12 protein-coding genes are annotated in these 17380 nt (G+C 71.3%); 8 read left to right on the top strand and 4 right to left on the bottom strand.

Going from position 1 to position 17380, the window contains the following annotated elements:
• The first annotated feature begins 202 nt into the window (after positions 1-202).
• Positions 203-829, top strand: coding sequence for a TetR/AcrR family transcriptional regulator (locus LR393_RS15355; protein ID WP_231484595.1), 627 nt, complete (start codon positions 203-205; stop codon positions 827-829).
• Between the two features lie 231 nt (positions 830-1060).
• Complete coding sequence (locus LR393_RS15350; protein ID WP_231484594.1) at positions 1061-2125, top strand: glycosyltransferase; 1065 nt, start codon at positions 1061-1063, stop codon at positions 2123-2125.
• On the opposite strand, the gene LR393_RS15345 is transcribed toward LR393_RS15350, so the two are convergent.
• Both LR393_RS15345 and LR393_RS15340 read right to left on the bottom strand, forming a co-directional pair.
• On the bottom strand, positions 2106-3119 hold the full coding sequence (locus LR393_RS15345) for a sensor histidine kinase (RefSeq protein WP_231484593.1): 1014 nt from the start codon (positions 3117-3119) through the stop codon (positions 2106-2108). The genes LR393_RS15350 and LR393_RS15345 overlap by 20 nt on opposite strands.
• Positions 3116-3748 carry a response regulator gene (locus LR393_RS15340; RefSeq protein ID WP_231484592.1) on the bottom strand — a complete coding sequence of 211 codons (633 nt, stop codon included), beginning with the start codon at positions 3746-3748 and terminating at the stop codon, positions 3116-3118. The genes LR393_RS15345 and LR393_RS15340 overlap by 4 nt, the downstream gene beginning before the upstream one ends.
• Positions 3749-3952: 204 nt before the next feature.
• Between LR393_RS15340 and LR393_RS15335 the strand changes: the two genes are divergently transcribed.
• On the top strand, positions 3953-4360 hold the full coding sequence (locus tag LR393_RS15335) for a hypothetical protein (RefSeq protein WP_231484591.1): 408 nt from the start codon (positions 3953-3955) through the stop codon (positions 4358-4360).
• Here the strand turns inward: LR393_RS15335 and LR393_RS15330 are convergent.
• Both LR393_RS15330 and LR393_RS15325 read right to left on the bottom strand, forming a co-directional pair.
• The gene (locus LR393_RS15330) at positions 4357-6810 is read right to left on the bottom strand and encodes an OmpA family protein (protein WP_231484590.1); all 2454 of its coding nucleotides are present in this window, start codon (positions 6808-6810) and stop codon (positions 4357-4359) included. The genes LR393_RS15335 and LR393_RS15330 overlap by 4 nt on opposite strands.
• A 39-nt stretch (positions 6811-6849) precedes the next feature.
• Positions 6850-7107 carry a hypothetical protein gene (locus LR393_RS15325; RefSeq protein ID WP_231484589.1) on the bottom strand — a complete coding sequence of 86 codons (258 nt, stop codon included), beginning with the start codon at positions 7105-7107 and terminating at the stop codon, positions 6850-6852.
• A gap of 205 nt (positions 7108-7312) precedes the next feature.
• Between LR393_RS15325 and LR393_RS15320 the strand changes: the two genes are divergently transcribed.
• From LR393_RS15320 to LR393_RS15300, 5 genes are all read left to right on the top strand, one after another.
• Positions 7313-8965: an ABC transporter ATP-binding protein gene (locus LR393_RS15320; RefSeq protein WP_231484588.1), complete on the top strand. Its 1653-nt coding sequence runs from the start codon at positions 7313-7315 to the stop codon at positions 8963-8965.
• Positions 8958-10634 (top strand): ABC transporter ATP-binding protein, encoded by a 1677-nt coding sequence (locus tag LR393_RS15315; protein WP_231484587.1) that lies wholly within the window; start codon positions 8958-8960, stop codon positions 10632-10634. The genes LR393_RS15320 and LR393_RS15315 overlap by 8 nt, the downstream gene beginning before the upstream one ends.
• Before the next feature lie 105 nt (positions 10635-10739).
• The gene (locus tag LR393_RS15310; RefSeq protein ID WP_231484586.1) at positions 10740-10970 is read left to right on the top strand and encodes an MbtH family protein; all 231 of its coding nucleotides are present in this window, start codon (positions 10740-10742) and stop codon (positions 10968-10970) included.
• A gap of 8 nt (positions 10971-10978) precedes the next feature.
• A complete protein-coding gene (locus LR393_RS36450; RefSeq protein WP_231484585.1) occupies positions 10979-15736 on the top strand; it encodes a salicylate synthase in 4758 nt (1585 codons plus the stop codon).
• On the top strand, positions 15733-17352 hold the full coding sequence (locus tag LR393_RS15300) for a (2,3-dihydroxybenzoyl)adenylate synthase (RefSeq protein WP_231484584.1): 1620 nt from the start codon (positions 15733-15735) through the stop codon (positions 17350-17352). Before LR393_RS36450 ends, LR393_RS15300 begins: the two co-directional genes overlap by 4 nt.
• Positions 17353-17380 lie beyond the last annotated feature (28 nt).

The following is a 17380-nucleotide window of genomic DNA, read 5'->3' as shown; positions in this document are numbered from 1 at the left end:
GCCGTACGATTAGCGCAGATCGCCGTACGATTAGCGCAGATCGCCGTACGATTAGCAAGGATCCATCTGATGATGTCATCAGGGGTGTCAGAGATCCAGGCCAGCGATGCGGCTTTGCGTGTGCGGACTGACCCAAGGCGGGCCTGCACCTAACCTGAACGGGTGTTCAAGATCGTTTCCTCGCACCCATAGACTGATGCCCATGACCCCGGTTCCACCAGCTGAAATCTCGTCGTCGGTGCGCGAGAACATCCTTCGAGCGGCGGCCGCGACCTTGGCCGCGCAGGGATTTAAAAAGTCCACGGCTCGCGCCATCGCTCGAACCGGCGGGTTTGCGCCCGGCGTCATCTACTACTACTTCTCGAACCTTGACGACCTTTTCGTGGCCACCGCTGAATACACGAGTTCGGACCGGTTCGCCCGGTACCGGGCCAGAACCGAAGGCATCGAGGCCGCCCGCGACCTCCTGGACGCTCTGCGTCAGCTGTACCGCGAGGACCAGGGCCAGGGGCACGTGGCCGCCGTCCAGGAACTCACCGCCGCTGCCGTGTCGTCCCCGCGCCTGGCCGAGCAGGTGCGTCTGCAGACAGCGCGGTGGCAGGAGCTGGCCGAGAACCTGATCCGCACCCAGATCCAAGGCCAGGCATTCGAGTCATTCGTACCCGTCGGCGCCCTGGCATCGATGGCCGTCGGTGCCTACCTCGGTCTGGAGATGCTCTCTCACCTCGACGGCGACCGCAGCACTCCCGAAGAACTGTTCGCCGCCGCTGAACCCGTCGCCGCGATGATCGACATGCTCCGGGGACAGACAGATCTCCTGACCGACTGAACCAAGGTTTCCATCCGCAGCCAGCTCCGTACACCGCCCGTCGTCTGGAACGGCCCCCACCGCAGATGGAACCGCCCCGGGATGTCCGGGGGGCTCTCCTCTTGAGAGGATGGGCCAGCGGCATCGGTCAGGCAATGCGCCGGATGGGAACCGATGCTGGTCCACCGCCTAGATTGCGGGGTTGTGCGAATTCTCCTGAGCTCTTCGTCCGGTGCGGGACACTTCGGTCCGGTGATTCCGTTCGTGGAGGCATTGCTGAGGCGAGGGGATGATGTCCTCGTCGCGGTACCCGCTGTCCGCCGGGCCCAGGCGGATGCTCTCGGCGCGCGGGTGCTGCTCCTGCCCGATCCGTCGGAAGCCGATGTTGCGGAGGTCTGGTCGCGGGTGCGGGCCGGGCAGCCGGCCTCGGTGGACCGGGAGATCTTCGCCGGTCTGAACACGACGGCCTACCTTCCGGTTCTGGAGAGAGCCTGCCGGGAGTGGGAGCCCGAGCTGGTGCTGCACGAGGCCGCCGAGTTCGCCGGCGCGATCGCGGCCCACCGGAGCGGGATCCGTCACGCGCAGATCGCCATCGGTCTGGCCCTGGTCGAGGCCGGTGCCCTGGAGGGCGTCGCCCCGGTCCTGGAGGAACGCGCTGCCGGAGTGGTCGAGGCGATCCGGGCATCGACGTACTTCACCAGGCTTCCGGTGTGGCTCGACCCCTCGTCCTACCCCGACACGCGCAGGGTCCGGGTCGGTGCGGGGCGGGGACGACGCGAGAGTCCGGGATCTGCAGAGCCCGGGCCGCAGGTGTTCGTGTCGTTCGGGACCGTGGTCAGCTCGCTCCCGGGGGCGGCCGAGGTCTACCGGGAGGCGCTGGAAGCCCTGCGGGACCTGCCGGTGCGGGCCGTCCTGACGACCGGCGGGGCCGGAGCCCGTCTGGGACTGGAACCCGGCCGGGGGCTGGAGGAGATCCCGCCGAACGTGATGGTTTCGGACTGGGTCGATCAGGACCCGATGCTCGCGGCGGCCTCGGTCATCGTCTGCCACGGGGGAGCGGGGACGACGTTCGGTGCCCTGGAGAACGGTGTTCCGGTGGTGGTCGTGCCGTTCATGGCCGATCAGCCGACCAACGCCCGGATCGTGACCGAGGCCGGGGCCGGGCTCACGGTGGAACCCGTCGCGGACGGCCCGTTGCGGCAGCGGCTCCGGACGGCCATCGAGACGGTGCTCCGGGAACCGTCATTCCGCCGCAAGGCGATGGAGTTCGCGCGGGACACCGCCGAGATGCCGGAGATCAGTGCGGCGGTGATGTAGCGGCGGGGATTCTCAGGGTCACCAGGGTGCCGCCACCGCTCGGGAGGCTCCAGGTCAGGCGGGCGCCCAGGGAGTCGGCGCGCTCACGCATGCCGATCCGGCCGAACGAGGCGCCGGACGGGTCGGTCAGGTCCGGGTCGGGGATGCCGCTGCCGTCGTCCTGAATCGTGACCAGCAGGCTCGTGCCGTCGCGATCGGCTCGCACGTCGATGGTGCGGCAGGCCGCGTGATGCAGGGCGTTGGTCAGGGCCTCCTGCACGATCCGGTAGATCGCTACCTGGGTGTCGGGCGCCAGGTCGTCGGGCAGGGCGGTGACGTCGCAGGTGACCTCGGCGTCGTCCTGGGACTCGCCGCGGCGGGCCAGGTCTTCCACAGCGGCGCGCAGACCCAGGGTGTCCAGGGCCAGCGGGCGCATCTGGGTGATCAGGTGCCGCAGTACGCCGATCTGCTCGCGCACCATCCCGCGGGCGTCCTGCACCCCGGCGGCCAGCTTCGCCGGGTCCTGGGTGTGCGACAGCCCGGCCAGCCAGAACTCGATCGCGGCCAGATCCTGCAGCGTCTGGTCGTGCAACTCCTGCGCCCAGCGGCGGCGCTCGTCCTCCTGCCCCTGGAACCGCGCCCGCAACTGCCGCACCCGGCGTGCGTGACCGGCCAGGCCGGCCTCCCGGATCGCCAGGAACCCGGTGACGAACAACAGCAGCGAGGGCACCAGCAACAGCAGCACCGCGGGCTCGTCGCGGCCTGTCGCCCGCCACAGCCCGATCACCGCCAGCACCGCCGAGCAACTGGCGCCGATCAGCAGCCGGGCCCGCACCGTCATCACCCGGTCGGCATCACCCCGCACCCAGGGCACGCTCACCAGGAAACAAGCCCCGGCCGTGGCCCCCACCCACATCATCAGGTGCGGCTCGGCGTCGGTGAGCTCCATCCCGACACTGACCAGCACCAGCGCGATCCCGACGCCGGCGCCCAGAAGCACCGGACGACGAGTCATCCGAGCAACCCGAGCCGGCGGGCCTCGTCCACCAATTCCGACCGGTGATGAACCCCCAGCCGCGCCCGCAGACCCGCCCGGTGCGCCTCGACCGTGCGCAGGCTGATGAACAGCTCGTGCGCGATCTCGGCGTTGGTGTGCCCGCGCGCCAGCAACCGCAGCACGTCGCGCTCACGTTCGCTGAGCCGCTCGGCCGGGGTCGGTGCGTGCCGCGCGAGCTGGGCGCCCAGCTGCGGCTGGAGGTAGGTGCCACCGGCCATGACCAGCTCGATCGCCCGGATCAGCTCAGCCGCGGCCGCCTCCTTGAGCAGGTACCCGTGCGCGCCCCGGCCCAGCGCCTCCCGGGCGAACGCGGGGTCGTCGTGCATGGTCAGCACCAGGATGCGCGGCGGGGAGGCGAGGGCGAGCAGGGCCGGCACGGCGTCCAGCCCGTTCTCCCGGCCCAGCGAGATGTCCAGCACCACCAGGTCCGGCTTGGCCCCGTCCACCTCACCGGCCAGCCGCGACAAGTTGCCGCACTCGCCCACCACGTGACAGCGCGGGTCGGCCTCCAGCAGGGCGCGCAGTCCGGTACGCACCATCGAATGGTCGTCGGCGAGCACGATACGCCAGATCGGTTCGTCCTCCACGACCCCAGCGTAGGACCCCACCGCAGCAGGCCTACGGCAAACCCGCAGCGCCTTGCGGGTCAATGGCGAGGGCAGCGGACGCCCGCAGGCGCATGATCGGACACGTCTTCGCAGTTGGGTCCCGGAAGACCAGCGCAGCGGCCGGGCACGGCCATCCGCACAAGGGGGTACGGGTACGGGACTCCCCGGCACCGGAGGTTCATCATGACCGTTCGTCATCAGCGCGCCACCACCACCCACACCGTCGAGCTCGACCAGGTGCAGGAGATCAACCGGCGCCTGGAGGCCCGCGCCGACGTCACCGCCGCGATGCTCGGGATGGAGGGGGCGCCGGCCGGGGCCCCGGCGACCTTCACCGTCACGCTGTTCGGGGCGGGCACCCCCGCGGTCCGGCCGCTGGGCCGCAAGGCCGTACTGCGGTCCGTCACGGCCAAGGGATCGCCCGAGTTTCCCTACGTGCTGGGCCACTTCTCCGACGATGGCGACCGCACCGGCAACTCGGCGCGGGTCGTCGAACTGCACTCGCAGGCCCTGCACCAGCTCTGCCTGAAGATGGGGCTGAGCCAGTGCTGGGGCACGGACGCGGTGCTCAGCGGGAGCATCATCCGCTAACGGGTCACCAGCACCACCACGCGGCGGTTCTCGCGGCGAGCCTTCGCACTGCCGCCCACGACGGCCGGATGTGAGGGCCCGTAGCCGACGGACTTCGTCCCCACCCCGGCCTTCTCCCGCACGAGCGCCGCGCAGACCGCCCGGGCCCGCTGCCGCGAGAGCTCCAGCTCGTGGCGGCGGGACCCGGCGTAGTCGGTGTACCCCTCGCAGCGAACCGCTTTCGCCTCGGCCTGGAGGGTCTGGGCCAGCGCCTTCACCTGGGCCCGCCCGGCCCGGGTCAGAACACCTCGGTCGAACCCGAAAAGCCCGTCGCCGGAAAGTGTCGCGGCCTGACCACCGACCAGATTCAGGCCCTTCAGCCGGGACACCGGATAGGCGTCGGTTCCGTCGGCGGATGCCTGCCAGGCCTTGGTCAGCCGCTTCTTCCCGGTGTAGCGGTCAGGGTTCGCCGGCGTGCGCAGCAGGCCCGAGCGGGAGATCGCGGACAGGGACGCGGCCGTGGCCCTCTCGATCGTGATGTCCAGCGTCGCAACCGAGGTGGCATCCTCGTGGTCGGTTACCCGGACCTTCACGCTGAACGTACCAGCCTGGGTGGGGCGCCCGCCGAACCGGCCCGCCGCGCTGAGCGTCAGCCTCGGCGGGAGCGTCTTTCCCACCGCGGCATAGGTGTACGGCGCCATCCCGCCGGACGCGGACAGCTGCCCGGAGAATTCTGTCTTTACGTTTCCGGTCAAGGTTTTCGAAGATGGTCCGGTCAGCTCGGCGCGCGGTGTCACCGAAACCGGGTCCGAGGCGACCGAGGGGCCGACCGCGTTGCGGGCGCGGAACGTGAGTGAGTAGGTCTTCGTGTTCGTCAGCCCGCCGACCGTTCCGGTGACGGTGCCCGCGGCGTCAGTGGATGCGTCCCACATTTTCCAGGTAGCCCCGCCGCCGAGCGAGTACTCGTAGCCGGTGATCGGCGAGCCGTGGTCCTCCGGGGCCGAAAAACGCACGATCGAGGACGCGTCGGCACCCCTCACGCTGATGTCGCGCGGAGCGTCCGGGGCCAGTTCGGTCGGGGTGGTGGCCGGCGGCGTGGTGACGGGGGGAGTGGTGACCGGAGGAGTGATGACGGGTGGTGCGGTCGTTGTCGGGGCGGGGACCGCCGCCACGGTCACACTGCTGGCGGACGACGTGGCGGCCTGGTAGAGGAAGTTCTTCTCGGCGGTCCGGGCGGTGACCGAGAACGAGCCCGCCGAGGGGTAGGTCACGGTGCACGAGGCGCTGCCCGCGCTCAGGGCCACGTTCGTGCAGGACGAGATCGCGGTCGAGCCGGACGTGGTGTCGTAGAACGTGACCGGCCGCGTGCCGTTCGACGGGGTCGCCGTGTAGGTGACGGTGTCGCCGGCCGTCACGGACGCCGCGGACCCGCTCAGTGCCAGCGTGCTCGCGGCCTCGGTGTCGGCCGGAGCCAGCACGTGCACCTTGCCGGCGGTGAAATTGCCGACGTAGAGCCGGTTGTTGACGGTGTCGGCAGCGGCCCAGGTGAGATAGTCGTTCGTCGTGCCCGGGGTGATGGTGTTGACGACCGTGCCGCTCGAACCGTCGATCACCGACAGGGTGCCGTCGCCGTTGTTCATCGTGAACACCGCGGTCGTCGGGGCCGCCACGGCCAGGCCGGAGGGGGTGTTCCCGACCGTGACCGAGGAGACCGCGTTGCCGGCGGTCGTGTCGATCACCTTCATCAGGCTGCCGGAGGCGAACCCGACGTAGACCTTCCCGGCCGAGTACAGCACCCCGGCCGGGCTCCCGCCCACCGTGACGGCCGTCGGCGCCGACCCGCTCAGCGGCACGACGCTGACCGCCCCGGCGGTCGAGTCGGCCACGTAGGCAACATGATGGACGGAGTCGACCGTGATCCCGACGTGCCGGTCACCACTCTGTCCGGCCGGCAGCGCGAGCGAGGTCAGTGCGTTCGTGGCCGGGTCGATCACCCCGACCGTGGCTCCCGCCGAGTAGAACGAGACCACGACCTGGCCGGTCGATTCGTCCACCGCCACCCAGTAGGGATTGGCACCGACCGCGCCCAGGGACGTCGTGGAGACCGTGGCGACGACGGTCATCGTGGCCGGATCGACCACCGTGACGCTGCCCCCGGAGAAATTGGCCACGTAGACGTAGCCGTTGAACGGGTTGTACGCCGTGCCCAGCGGGAAGCTGCCGACCGGCGCCGACCCACCGGCGGTCGCGTTGCCACTCACACTGCGCAACGCGTTGCCGGACCGGCTGCTCACGTAGGCGGTGTCGGTCGCCGGGTTCACCGCCACGCCCCAGGGCCCCGGCACCGTCACCGCGGCGGGCACCGCCTGGGCGGGCGTCGCCCCGGTGGCGGTCAGGACACCGGCGAGCAGTCCGGTACCGAGCAGCCCGGCCACCCGTCGCCGTCGTTGGGAAGCGGTGCGTGAGGTCATCGTCAAAGCCACCTTTGAGCCGGAACGAACCGAAATGGTTCACCCGGACCATCGGCTGATCCCGAAGCCCCCTGAAGGCCCTCTGAATGCGATCTGCTCACCGCACGGCGTAGAGCACATGACGTCGCCGGGGGAGATCGCGACCGGGCCGGTGCCGAGGGCGGCGGCGACCCCGATGACCAGGGCGATGTCGAGCTCGGCGGTGCGGCCGAGGGCCCGGCGGCGGGCGGCGTGGATGGCCGCGACCGTGCGGGCCACCTCGGGTGCCGGGCCCGGAACGGCCTGCGTGGTTGTCACACTCGTTCTCCTTCGGATCGGGGAAGCGCAGGTCGGCCAAACTCATGATGAGAAGCATTCGCAAGGTTGGTGGAAGGCTGGCCCCGGGAAGGCGTGATGACGAGAAAAGGCCCTAATGGTGCATAGGTGTTGACCCGGGCGCCGAAGGTAGGTTAGCTATACCTAACTTACGAACGGCACGAAGCGACGTCGGGACGGTGCTGGGTTGCAGGGCTCGACCGGAAACCGGCTGCTGCGCAGGCAGTTGCGCTGTCATTGGCGCGGGCTCACCCTCGGTGGGCTGGCCACGGTGGTGCAGCAGGCGGCGATGCTCGCCCTGCCCTGGTGCATCCAGCAGGCTCTCGACGAGGGCATCACCCGGCGCTCGGTGGACGCCACGCTGACCTGGGTGGTGCCGACGGCGCTGGTCGCGGTGCTGTTCACCCTCGGTGGCATGGGTGGCAGCTGGTTCTCGGGCCGCGCCGCGAACCGGGTGGCGCATGCGCTGCGGGCCTCGCTGGTCGAGCGGGTGGCCGTGTTCGACCGACCGGCCCTGGCCCGCTACGGCCGCGGTGACCTGGCCACCCGCGTCACCCGTGACGTCGACCTGATCGCGGCGTTCGTGCGCAGCCTGGCCATCTGGGTGCGCATCGGTGTGACCCTGGCCTTCGTGCTGCCCGCCTTCGCCCTGCTGGAATGGCAGCTGCTGCTCGTCGGGCTGGTGACGATCCCCGCGGTCGCCCTGGCCAACGCCTACTTCCCGAGCCGCTTCGGTGCCGCGAACCAGACGCTGTCGCAAGCCTTCTCCACCCGCGCCGACGCCGTGGAAGACCTGCTGTCGGCCAGTGCCGCCGTGCGCGGGATCGGCGGGGGCCAGGCCCTGGTGCGCCGTCATCACGAGCGCAGCGCCGTGCTGACCGGGCACACCATGACCACCGCCCGGATCTCCGCCCTGTGGAACGCGGTGCCCCCGGCCGTGCCCCGCCTGGCGATCGCGGCCGGTCTGGGTGTCGGCGGGGCCGCGGCGCTCGACGGTGACCTCAGCGTCGGCGGCCTGGTCGCCTTCATCTCCTGGATGACCACCCTGACGCTGGCCGTGACCATCGCGGTCGACCTGCTCTCCGCCCGGGGGGAGGCCGGCGTCGCCGCCACCCGGGTGGCACAGATCCTCGATACCCCGGTCACCGACCTCGACCCGGCCGACGCCGAGACCCCGCCCCCGGGTGGCGCCCTCACGGCGCACGGGGTGCAGGTGGTACGCGACGGGCGCTCTGTGCTCGGGCCGGTCGATCTGCACGTGCGACCGGGTGAGTTCGTCGCGCTGAGCGGTCCCACCGGCAGTGGGAAGTCGACGCTGGCCCATCTGCTGTGCCGGCTGGAAGACCCGGCCTCGGGGTCGGTGGCCCTGGGCGGTGTGGATCTGCGGCGGGTCTCCCGGCCGGAACTGGCCCGCCGGATCGGACTGGTGCCGCAGCGTCCTCTGATCCTCGCCGGAACGGTTGCCGACAACCTGCGCGTGGGGCGGGATCTGGAGCTGGGCGAACTGCGTGCTGCGTGTGCCGTGGCCGCGGTCGACGACTTCGTGATGAGCCTGCCCGACGGGTACGACACCCAGCTCGGCGAGCGCGGCGCCACCGTCTCGGGTGGTCAGGCCCAGCGCCTGGCCCTGGCCCGGGGGCTGCTGGGCCACCCCGACGTGATCATTCTGGACGACGCCACTGCGGCGGTGGACGCCACGACGGAGGAACTGATCCTGCAACGGCTGCGCGCGTGGTCGCCGGACTCGGCCCTGTTGGTGATCTCACACCGTCCCGGGGTTCTGGCGGCGGCGGACCGCGTGGTGCGGCTGGAATCCCTGGTGGAGGCCGAGCATGCCTGACATCCGTCTCCTGGCCGAGGTTGCCCCGACGCACCGTATTTTCCGACGCTTCTGGCCGTATCTGCGCCCCCACCGGGCAATCCTGGGGTCGGCGCTGCTGGCGAGCCTGCTCAGTACGGCCGCGGTGGTCGGTATCGCACCGGTGATCGGCTGGGGGGTGGACGCGGTCACGGCCGGCGACGCCACCCGGCTCGGATGGGCGGTGGCGGTCATGGTGGCGCTCGTCGTGGCCCGGCTGGTGCTGTTGCACCGCTCGGCCGTGCTGCTCTCCGAGGCCGGCGAGCGCGTCATCCGGTATCTGCGCGATCTGGTCGTCGAGCGCCTGGCCGGTGCGCCGCTGCGGTTCGTCGAGGCGCACCGCACCGGTGACCTGCTGCGCCGCTCGACCGGCGAGATCGCCGACCTCACGCTGTTCCTGCGGGACCAGCTGCCCAACCTGATCAGTCTGGGTCTCACGGTGGTGCTCACCACCGGGCTGCTGCTGGTGTACTCGTGGTTGCTGGCCCTGCTGCTCATCGCGCTGTTCCTGCCACTGGCCGTCGGGGTGGTGCTGTGGTTCAACCGTTCGGCGGCAGGCATTTTCGGGCACCGGGCGGCGGCGGACGCGATGATGACGGCGACCTTCACCGAGACCCTGAATGCCCACGAGGCCCTGGTGGCCCCGGGACGCCCGCAGGAATGGGTACGCCGGTTCCGGGCCGACAACGACGAGCTGCTCGCGGTGTCGGACGACACCGTGCGGGTGCAGAACCGGCTCGAGCTCTTCGGTCTCGTCGAGGGTCTGGCCACGGCGGCGCTGCTGATGCTGAGCGTGTGGCTGGTGCGGGACGGCCACCTCGGGGTCGGCACGGTGGTGGTGTTCGTCCTGGCCACCCGTAACCTCTTCGAGAGTCTGCTGACGTTCGCGGCCCTGGCCGGGCAGGCCCAGCTGGCCCGGGTCGGTCTGGCCCGTCTGGTCGACCTGCTCGAGGCATTGCCGTCGTCATCGTCCGAACCCGGCGAACCGCCGCCCCCGAGGGGCGATCTGGTGGCCGAGGGCCTGCGCTTCGGTTACACCGACGACGCCGACGTGCTGCACGGCGTCTGCGTCACCTTCCCGGCCGGTGAGCGCACCGGCCTGGTCGGGGCGACCGGCTCGGGCAAGACCACCCTGGTGAAACTGCTGGCGGGACTGTACGAACCGGACGTCGGCCGGGTCCGGTACGGCGGTGTGGACCTGCGGCACCTGGACCCCAGCGACCTGCGGCGGCGCATCGTTCTGGTGCCGCAGCAGGTGCACATCATCACCGGCACCCTGGCGGAGAACCTGGCCCTCGCGCCGGGTTCCCCCGACCGGTCCGACATGCGGCGTGCGGTGGGGCTTCTCGGGCTCGACGACTGGGTGGACCGGTGGCCCGAAGGTCTGGACGCCGATCTGGGCGCCCGGGGTGACCGGTTGTCGGCGGGGGAGCGGCAGATCGTCGGCCTGTTGCGGGCGGCCCTCGTCGACCCCGCGGTGCTCCTGCTCGACGAGGCGACCGCCGACCTCGACCCGGAGACCGCCGAACGCCTGGAGGCCGCGGTCGAGCGGCTGCGCGCCGGTCGCACGCTGATTGTGATCGCCCACCGGGCCAGCAGTATCGAGCGACTTCCGCGGGTGGTGCGGGTCGTGGACGGCCGCCTCGCCTGAGCGGCGAGGGGTGGTTTCCCCGCGTTGTCAACATCTAGACAAACGCGTGCCAGCCGGTAGGTTTGTTAGGTAAGCCTTCCCAAAGTTTCTAGGAGGCGGCACGTCATGTCGGCCAATCCGTTCGATGACGAAGCAGGCAGTTTCTACGTCCTGGTCAACGAGGAGCAGCAGCATTCGCTGTGGCCGTCGTTCGCACCGGTCCCGGACGGCTGGAACATCGTTCACGGGGTGGAAAGTCGCTCCTCGTGCCTGGAGTACGTCGAGACCCACTGGACCGATCTGCGACCGGCCAGCCTGATCGAGCGGATGAACGCTGATTCGGGCGTTGCTCAGTGAGCGCCCCGGTGAGCGTCCCGGTCGGCTACCAGGAACGCACGGTTCCTTTCGGGGGAGACCCGATCGAGGCGTCCACCCGTTTCGCCCGTCAGGCCCAGGGGCCGGTGACCGTCTACGAGCAGGACGGCGCCTGGCTGTGCGGGTCGGGCGCGCTCGCCGAGGTCGTCCTGCACTGGAACGAGATCCGCTGGTGGGTGGACGGTCTCGGGTGGACGTCGGAACCGGTGGGCGACGAGCCGCTGAGCCGTCTGGCCCAGGTGCTGGCTGCTCTTCCGGTGCCCGGGTGGCGGGCCTGCGGGTGGGCGGGGTTCGAGCTGGGCCCCCGGGCTTACGGGCTGGCCGGCCCGGTCACGCCGGACCCGCTGGTGCACCTGATCGTTCCTGCTCAGGAGATCCGGTTCGAGCCGGAGGGCGCCCGGTTGCGGGCTCGCACGGTTCCGGAACTGGAAGCGCTGGAAAGTCTTCTGGGGCAGAGCGGGACCCTAATCACGGGCCGGCCGCAGATGCTCGCCGACCTGGACCACGAGGCCGACCGGTACCAGCAGCAGGTCGCCCGGGCCGTGGCGGACATCCACGCCGGCCGTCTGCGGAAAGTCATCGTCTCGCGGGCCGTTCCGGTGCAGGGTGAGATCGACCTGGCCGCGACCTACGAGCAGGGACGCCGCGGGAACACCCCGGCCCGGTCGTTCCTGATCGACATCGGGAACCTGGCCGCGGTCGGGTTCAGTCCCGAGACCGTGGTCGAGGTTTCGGCGCAGGGCCGGATCTCGACGCAGCCGCTGGCCGGTACCGCGGCGCTCGAGGGTTCCGCCGAGGCCGACGGCCGTCGCCGGGAGGCACTGCTGAGAGACCCGAAAGAGATCTACGAGCACGCCATCTCGGTGCAGGCGGCCCAGGACGAGCTGCGGCCCCTGTGCGAGAGCGGCACCCTGGTCGTCGACGAGTTCATGAATGTGCTGGAGCGTGGCAGCGTGCAGCACCTGGCCTCGCGGGTCAGTGGGCGCCTGGCCGCCGGCCGGGACGCCTGGCAGGCGCTGGCCGTGGTGTTCCCGGCCATCACCGCCACCGGTGTGCCGAAGGCCGCTGCGCTGGAGGCCATCCGTGAGTACGAGCAGCCGCGCGGGGTGTACAGCGGTGCGGTGGTCAACACCACGAGCGACGGGGCCCTGGATGCGGCCCTGGTGCTGCGCACGGTGTTCCGGCGGGACGGACAGACCTGGCTGCGGGCCGGGGCCGGTATCGTCGGGGCCTCCCGCCCGGAGCGGGAACTGGAGGAGACCCGGGAGAAACTGCGGAGCATCAGCCGGTTCCTGGTACCGGCCGGGAGCGAACAGGCCGAGAACGGGCTGGAGGCTCTGCGACGGACCGTGGCCGGCCTGATCGAGGAAGACCCGGCCGAGGTGGGCGACGACGACAACCTGTTCGAACTCGGCCTGGAGTCGATCGCCCTGATCACCGCGGTCGGGCAGTGGCGGCGCGAGGGCATCCAGGTGAGCTTCGCCGAGCTCGCCGAGAGCCCCACGGTGGAGGGCTGGTACAAGCTGCTGGCCGACCGCCGCACCGTGCCCGTCGCGCCGGAACCACTGGCGGTACCGGCCGGGACCGGCGACGAGTTCCCCCTGGCCCTGATGCAGCACGCCTACTGGATCGGGCGCAGCACCGCGCAGACCTACGGCGGCGTGGCGGCCCACCTGTTCACCGAGTTCGACGGTGACGATGTCGAGCCGGACCGTCTGGCCGCCGCGATCGAGCGGGTCGTGGTGCGGCACCCGGCCCTGCGCACCCGGGTCACGGACAACGGCGCGCAGATCGTCGAGGAGACCTCCGGCTGGCGCGGGCTGGACGTGCACGACCTGCGGGACCTGCCGGAGGACGAGGTCGGGGAGCGTCTGGAGGCGGTCCGGGACCGGCTCTCGCACGAGATGCTCGACATCGAGCGGGGAGAGCTCCTCGCGACCGTCCTGAGTCTGCTGCCCGGCGGCCGCACCCGGTTCCACCTCGACGTCGACATGGTCGCCGCCGACGCCGTCAGCTACCGCATCCTGCTGGCCGACCTGGCCCAGGCCTACAGCCAGGGCCCGGAGTCGCTGCCGGCCCACATCGACTACAGCTACCGCCGCTACCGCGAGGAGAACGCGCCGGGCCACCGGGAGGCCGCCGAACGTGGCCGCGAGGCCTGGCAGCACCGCCTGCCCGGCCTGCCGGGGGCACCGCAGCTACCGCTCGCCCCGCCCGGCCTCGGGACACCGAAGGTCTCGCGCCGGCACTTCCGCCTGTCGCCCGAGGCCCGCGAGAGCCTCGCGCAGACGGCCCGGCGCCACAGCGTCACGCCGGCCATGGCCGTCGCGACCGCGTTCGCCGAGGTGCTCGGGGCCTGGAGCAGCCAGTCCCGGTTCCTGCTCAACGTGCCCCTGTTCGACCGGGAACAGCTGCACCCCGACGTCGGGCGCATCATCGGTGACTTCACCAGCTCGGTCCTGCTGGAGATCGACCTGACCGACCGCGTCCCCTTCTCCGAACGGGCCCGCGGTGTACAGACCCGCCTGCACGCCGACGCCGCCCATGCGGCCTACTCCGGGGTCGAGGTCCTGCGTGACCTCGGCCGGCAGCAGGGCGAACCGGTGCTCGCGCCGATGGTCTTCACCAGTGCCCTCGGGCTCGGTGAACTGTTCGACGCGTCGGTCGGCGAGCAGTTCGGGCGGCCGGTCTGGATCATCTCGCAGGGCCCCCAGGTGCTGCTCGACGCCCAGGTCACGGAGCTGGACGGCGGGCTGCTGATCAACTGGGACATCCGCGAGAACACCTTCGCGCCTGGCGTGGTCGACGCGATGTTCTCGGCGTTCGAGCACCTGGTGCGAGGGCTGTCCGACGGCAGCACCTGGCAGGCGCCCGTCGGCAACCTCACCGACCCGGCTCAGCGTCCGGTCAATCCCGGCCCGACCTCGGAACGGCTGCTGCACCAGGGGTTCTTCGAGCAGGCGGCCCAGTACCCGGACCGGGCCGCGCTGGTCTGGCCCGGGGGTGAGCTCTCCTACGGTGCCCTGGCGGACCAGGCCCGGGGCACCGCCGGTGCCCTGATCGCCCGGGGTGTGCGCCCGGGCGACGCGGTCGGCGTGCACCTGCCCAAGGGGCCCGAGCAGATCGTGGCCGTGATGGGCGTTCTCGCGGCCGGGGGCGTCTACGTGCCCGTCGGCGTGCAGCAGCCGCCGGCCCGGATCGCCCGCATCGCGCAGACGGCCGGTATCCAGGTCGCGATCACGTCGCTCCCGCAGAACTGGCCGGCCTCGGTCGCCACCGGGGAAGGTTTGCATGATCACGAGGGGGTATCGGCCGGGGACGGGCGGCTGGACGAGGCTGCCTATCTGCTCTTCACCTCGGGCTCGACCGGAGCGCCCAAGGGCGTCGAGGTGAGCCACCGGGCCGCGATGAACACCATCGACGACCTCGTCGACCGGCTCGGCATCGGCCCGGACGACCGCACCCTGGCGGTGTCGGCGCTCGACTTCGACCTGTCGGTGTTCGACGTCTTCGCCCCGCTGTCGGCCGGAGGGGCGGTGGTGCTGGTGGACGAGGAGTCCCGCCGCGAGGCCACCGTCTGGGCCGGGCTGATCGCCGGTGGGGTGACGATCCTCAACTGCGTGCCGACCGTGCTCGACCTGGTGCTGAGTTCCGGGGTGCCGCTGGGCGACAGCCTGCGGGCGGTGCTGCTCGGCGGGGACCGGATCGGTACCGACCTGCCCGCGCGGCTGGCGTCGGCCGTCCCGGGGGCCCGGTTCCTGGCCCTGGGTGGCACCACCGAGACCGCGATCCACTCCACGATCTGCGAGATCCGCGACGCCGTGGTGGATCCCGGCTGGACCTGCGTGCCCTACGGCACCCCGCTGCGCAACGTGCGGCTGCGGGTGGTCGACGCCCTGGGCCGCGACTGCCCCGACCACGTCACCGGCGAGCTGTGGATCGGTGGTCCGGGCGTGGCCCTGGGCTACCGGGGCGATCCGGACCGCACGGCCGACCGGTTCGTGTCGTACGACGGGGAACGCTGGTACCGCACCGGGGACCTGGCCCGGTATCGGCCCGCCGGTACGGTCGAGTTCCTCGGCCGGGCCGACCACCAGGTCAAGATCCGTGGGTTCCGGGTGGAACTCGGCGAGGTCGAGGCCGCGCTGAGTGCGGTTCCCGGCGTGAGGGCGGGGGTGGCTGTGCTGGTCCCCGGGAAACCGGCTTCTCTGGGCGCGCTCGTCGTGGCCGATGAGCAGCCGCGGGAAATTCGCGATGCCCTGGGCGCTCTCCTGCCGGCCCACATGGTGCCGGATCGGATGGTCCGGGTGGAGGCCCTTCCCCTGAGCGCCAACGGGAAGATCGACCGGCGGGCGGCGGCAGCCCTTCTCGAACGGGAGAGCGCCGAACGGCAGATCGGTGCAGCCGGGCCCCGCACCGATCTGGAACGCGTGATCCTGCTCGCCTGGCAGGAGATCCTGGGGACCGACGGATTCGGGATCGACGACGAGTTCTTCGCCCTGGGCGGCGACTCGGTCCTGGCCACCCGCCTGGTGGCCCGACTGCGCGAGGAGCTCGACTCGTCCGCCCCGAGCGTCCGTCTGCTCTTCGGTGCCCCCACGACCGCCACGTTCGCCAGGGCCCTGAACGAGACCGAACCCGGTCGCCTGGAACGAATCGCGGCCATCGTCTGGGAGATCGCCGGCTTGTCCGACGACGAGATCGAGACCCGGCTCCAGGAACCGGACACCCGTGGAGGCCGGTCATGAGCATCGAGTCCGACTGGGTGACCTTCCCTCCCGAGTTCGCGGAACGCTACGTCCGGGAGAACTACTGGCGCGGCGAGCCGCTGGGCGAGCGCCTGCGCGGGTGGGCCCGCGACTTCGGTGACCGGACAGCGGTGGTGGGCACCTCGTCCTCCGGTAGGGCCGTGCTGACCTACACCGAACTGGACCGGGCCGCCGATGATCTGGCGGCCGGGCTGCAAGGGCTGGGGATCGGCGCGGGCGACCGGGTGCTGGTGCAGCTGCCGAACCGGATCGAGTTCGTCACGCTGCTGTTCGCCTTGCTGCGGCTGGGGGCGATCGGGGTGCTGGCCCTGCCCGCCCACCGGCGGGTCGAGATCCAGCACCTGGCCGAGCTGTCCGGGGCCGTGGCCTACGCGATCCCGGACAGCCACGAGGGTTTCGACCACCGGAAGCTGGCGGCGCAGATCCACGCGAACGTTCCCTCGGTGCGGCACGTCCTGGTCGCGGGAGAGGCCGGGCCGTTCACCGCGATCAGCGATCTTCCGGTCGAGAGCGCCGGGCCGTTGCCGCCGCCCGACCCCGCGGGCATCGCGGTGCTGCTGATCTCGGGCGGCACCACCGGCAAGCCCAAGCTGATCCCGCGCACCCACTGGGACTACGCCTACAACGCCGCGGCCAGCGCCGCCCTGTGCGGTCTGACGGCGGCCGACACCTACCTGGTGGCCCTGCCGGCGGCGCACAACTTCCCGCTGGCCTGCCCGGGCCTTCTCGGGGCGCTGGGCGTCGGAGCGAGGGTGGTGCTGTGCCCGTCGCCGGGCCCGGAGGCGGCCTTCGCGCTGATCGAGCGGGAACGGGTGACGGTGACCGCACTGGTGCCCGCCCTGGCCCGGATCTGGGTGGACGCCGCCGACTGGGAGAAGCCCGACACCAGCAGCCTGCGACTGCTGCAGGTGGGCGGGGCCCGGCTGGATGCCCAGCTGGCCCGGCGTATTCCGCCGGTACTGGGCACGCAGGTGCAGCAGGTGTTCGGCATGGCCGAGGGGCTGCTCAACTACACCCGCCTGGACGATGACGACGAGATCGCCTTCACCACCCAGGGCCGCGCCCTGGCCGGGGCCGACGAGGTCCGCATCGTCGGTGAGGACGGCCTCGACGTGGTGGACGGTGAGGTGGGCGAGCTGCTCACCCGGGGCCCGTACACGATCCGCGGCTACTACCGGGCGGCCACGCACAACGCGACCGCCTTCACCCCCGACGGCTTCTACCGCAGCGGTGACCTGGTGCGGCGCACGCCCTCGGGCAACCTGGTGGTCGAGGGGCGGATCAAGGACGTGGTCAACCGGGGCGGCGAGAACGTCTCGGCCGGGGAGCTCGAGGAACACCTGCTGGCCCACCGCGCGGTCACCGGTGCCGCGGTGATCGCGGCACCGGACGAGCGGGTCGGCGAGAAGGTGCGTGCCGTGGTGGTTCTGGTGCCCGGCACGGCGCTGAAGCTCAAGGAGATCAAGGCGTTCCTGCGGGAGCGCGGCCTGGCGGCCTTCATGCTCCCCGACCTGCTCACGGTCGTGGACGAGCTGCCGCTGACCCCCATCGGCAAGATCGACAAGCGGGAACTGCGCAGCCGTCTCGGCGCCTGAACCCCGACTTTCGTACCACCGGAAGGAA

Origin of the sequence: Kineosporia mesophila (assembly GCF_021129235.1) — a bacterium.
Lineage (GTDB): Bacteria > Actinomycetota > Actinomycetes > Actinomycetales > Kineosporiaceae > Kineosporia > Kineosporia mesophila.
This window is presented reverse-complemented; position numbering and strand designations above follow the sequence as displayed.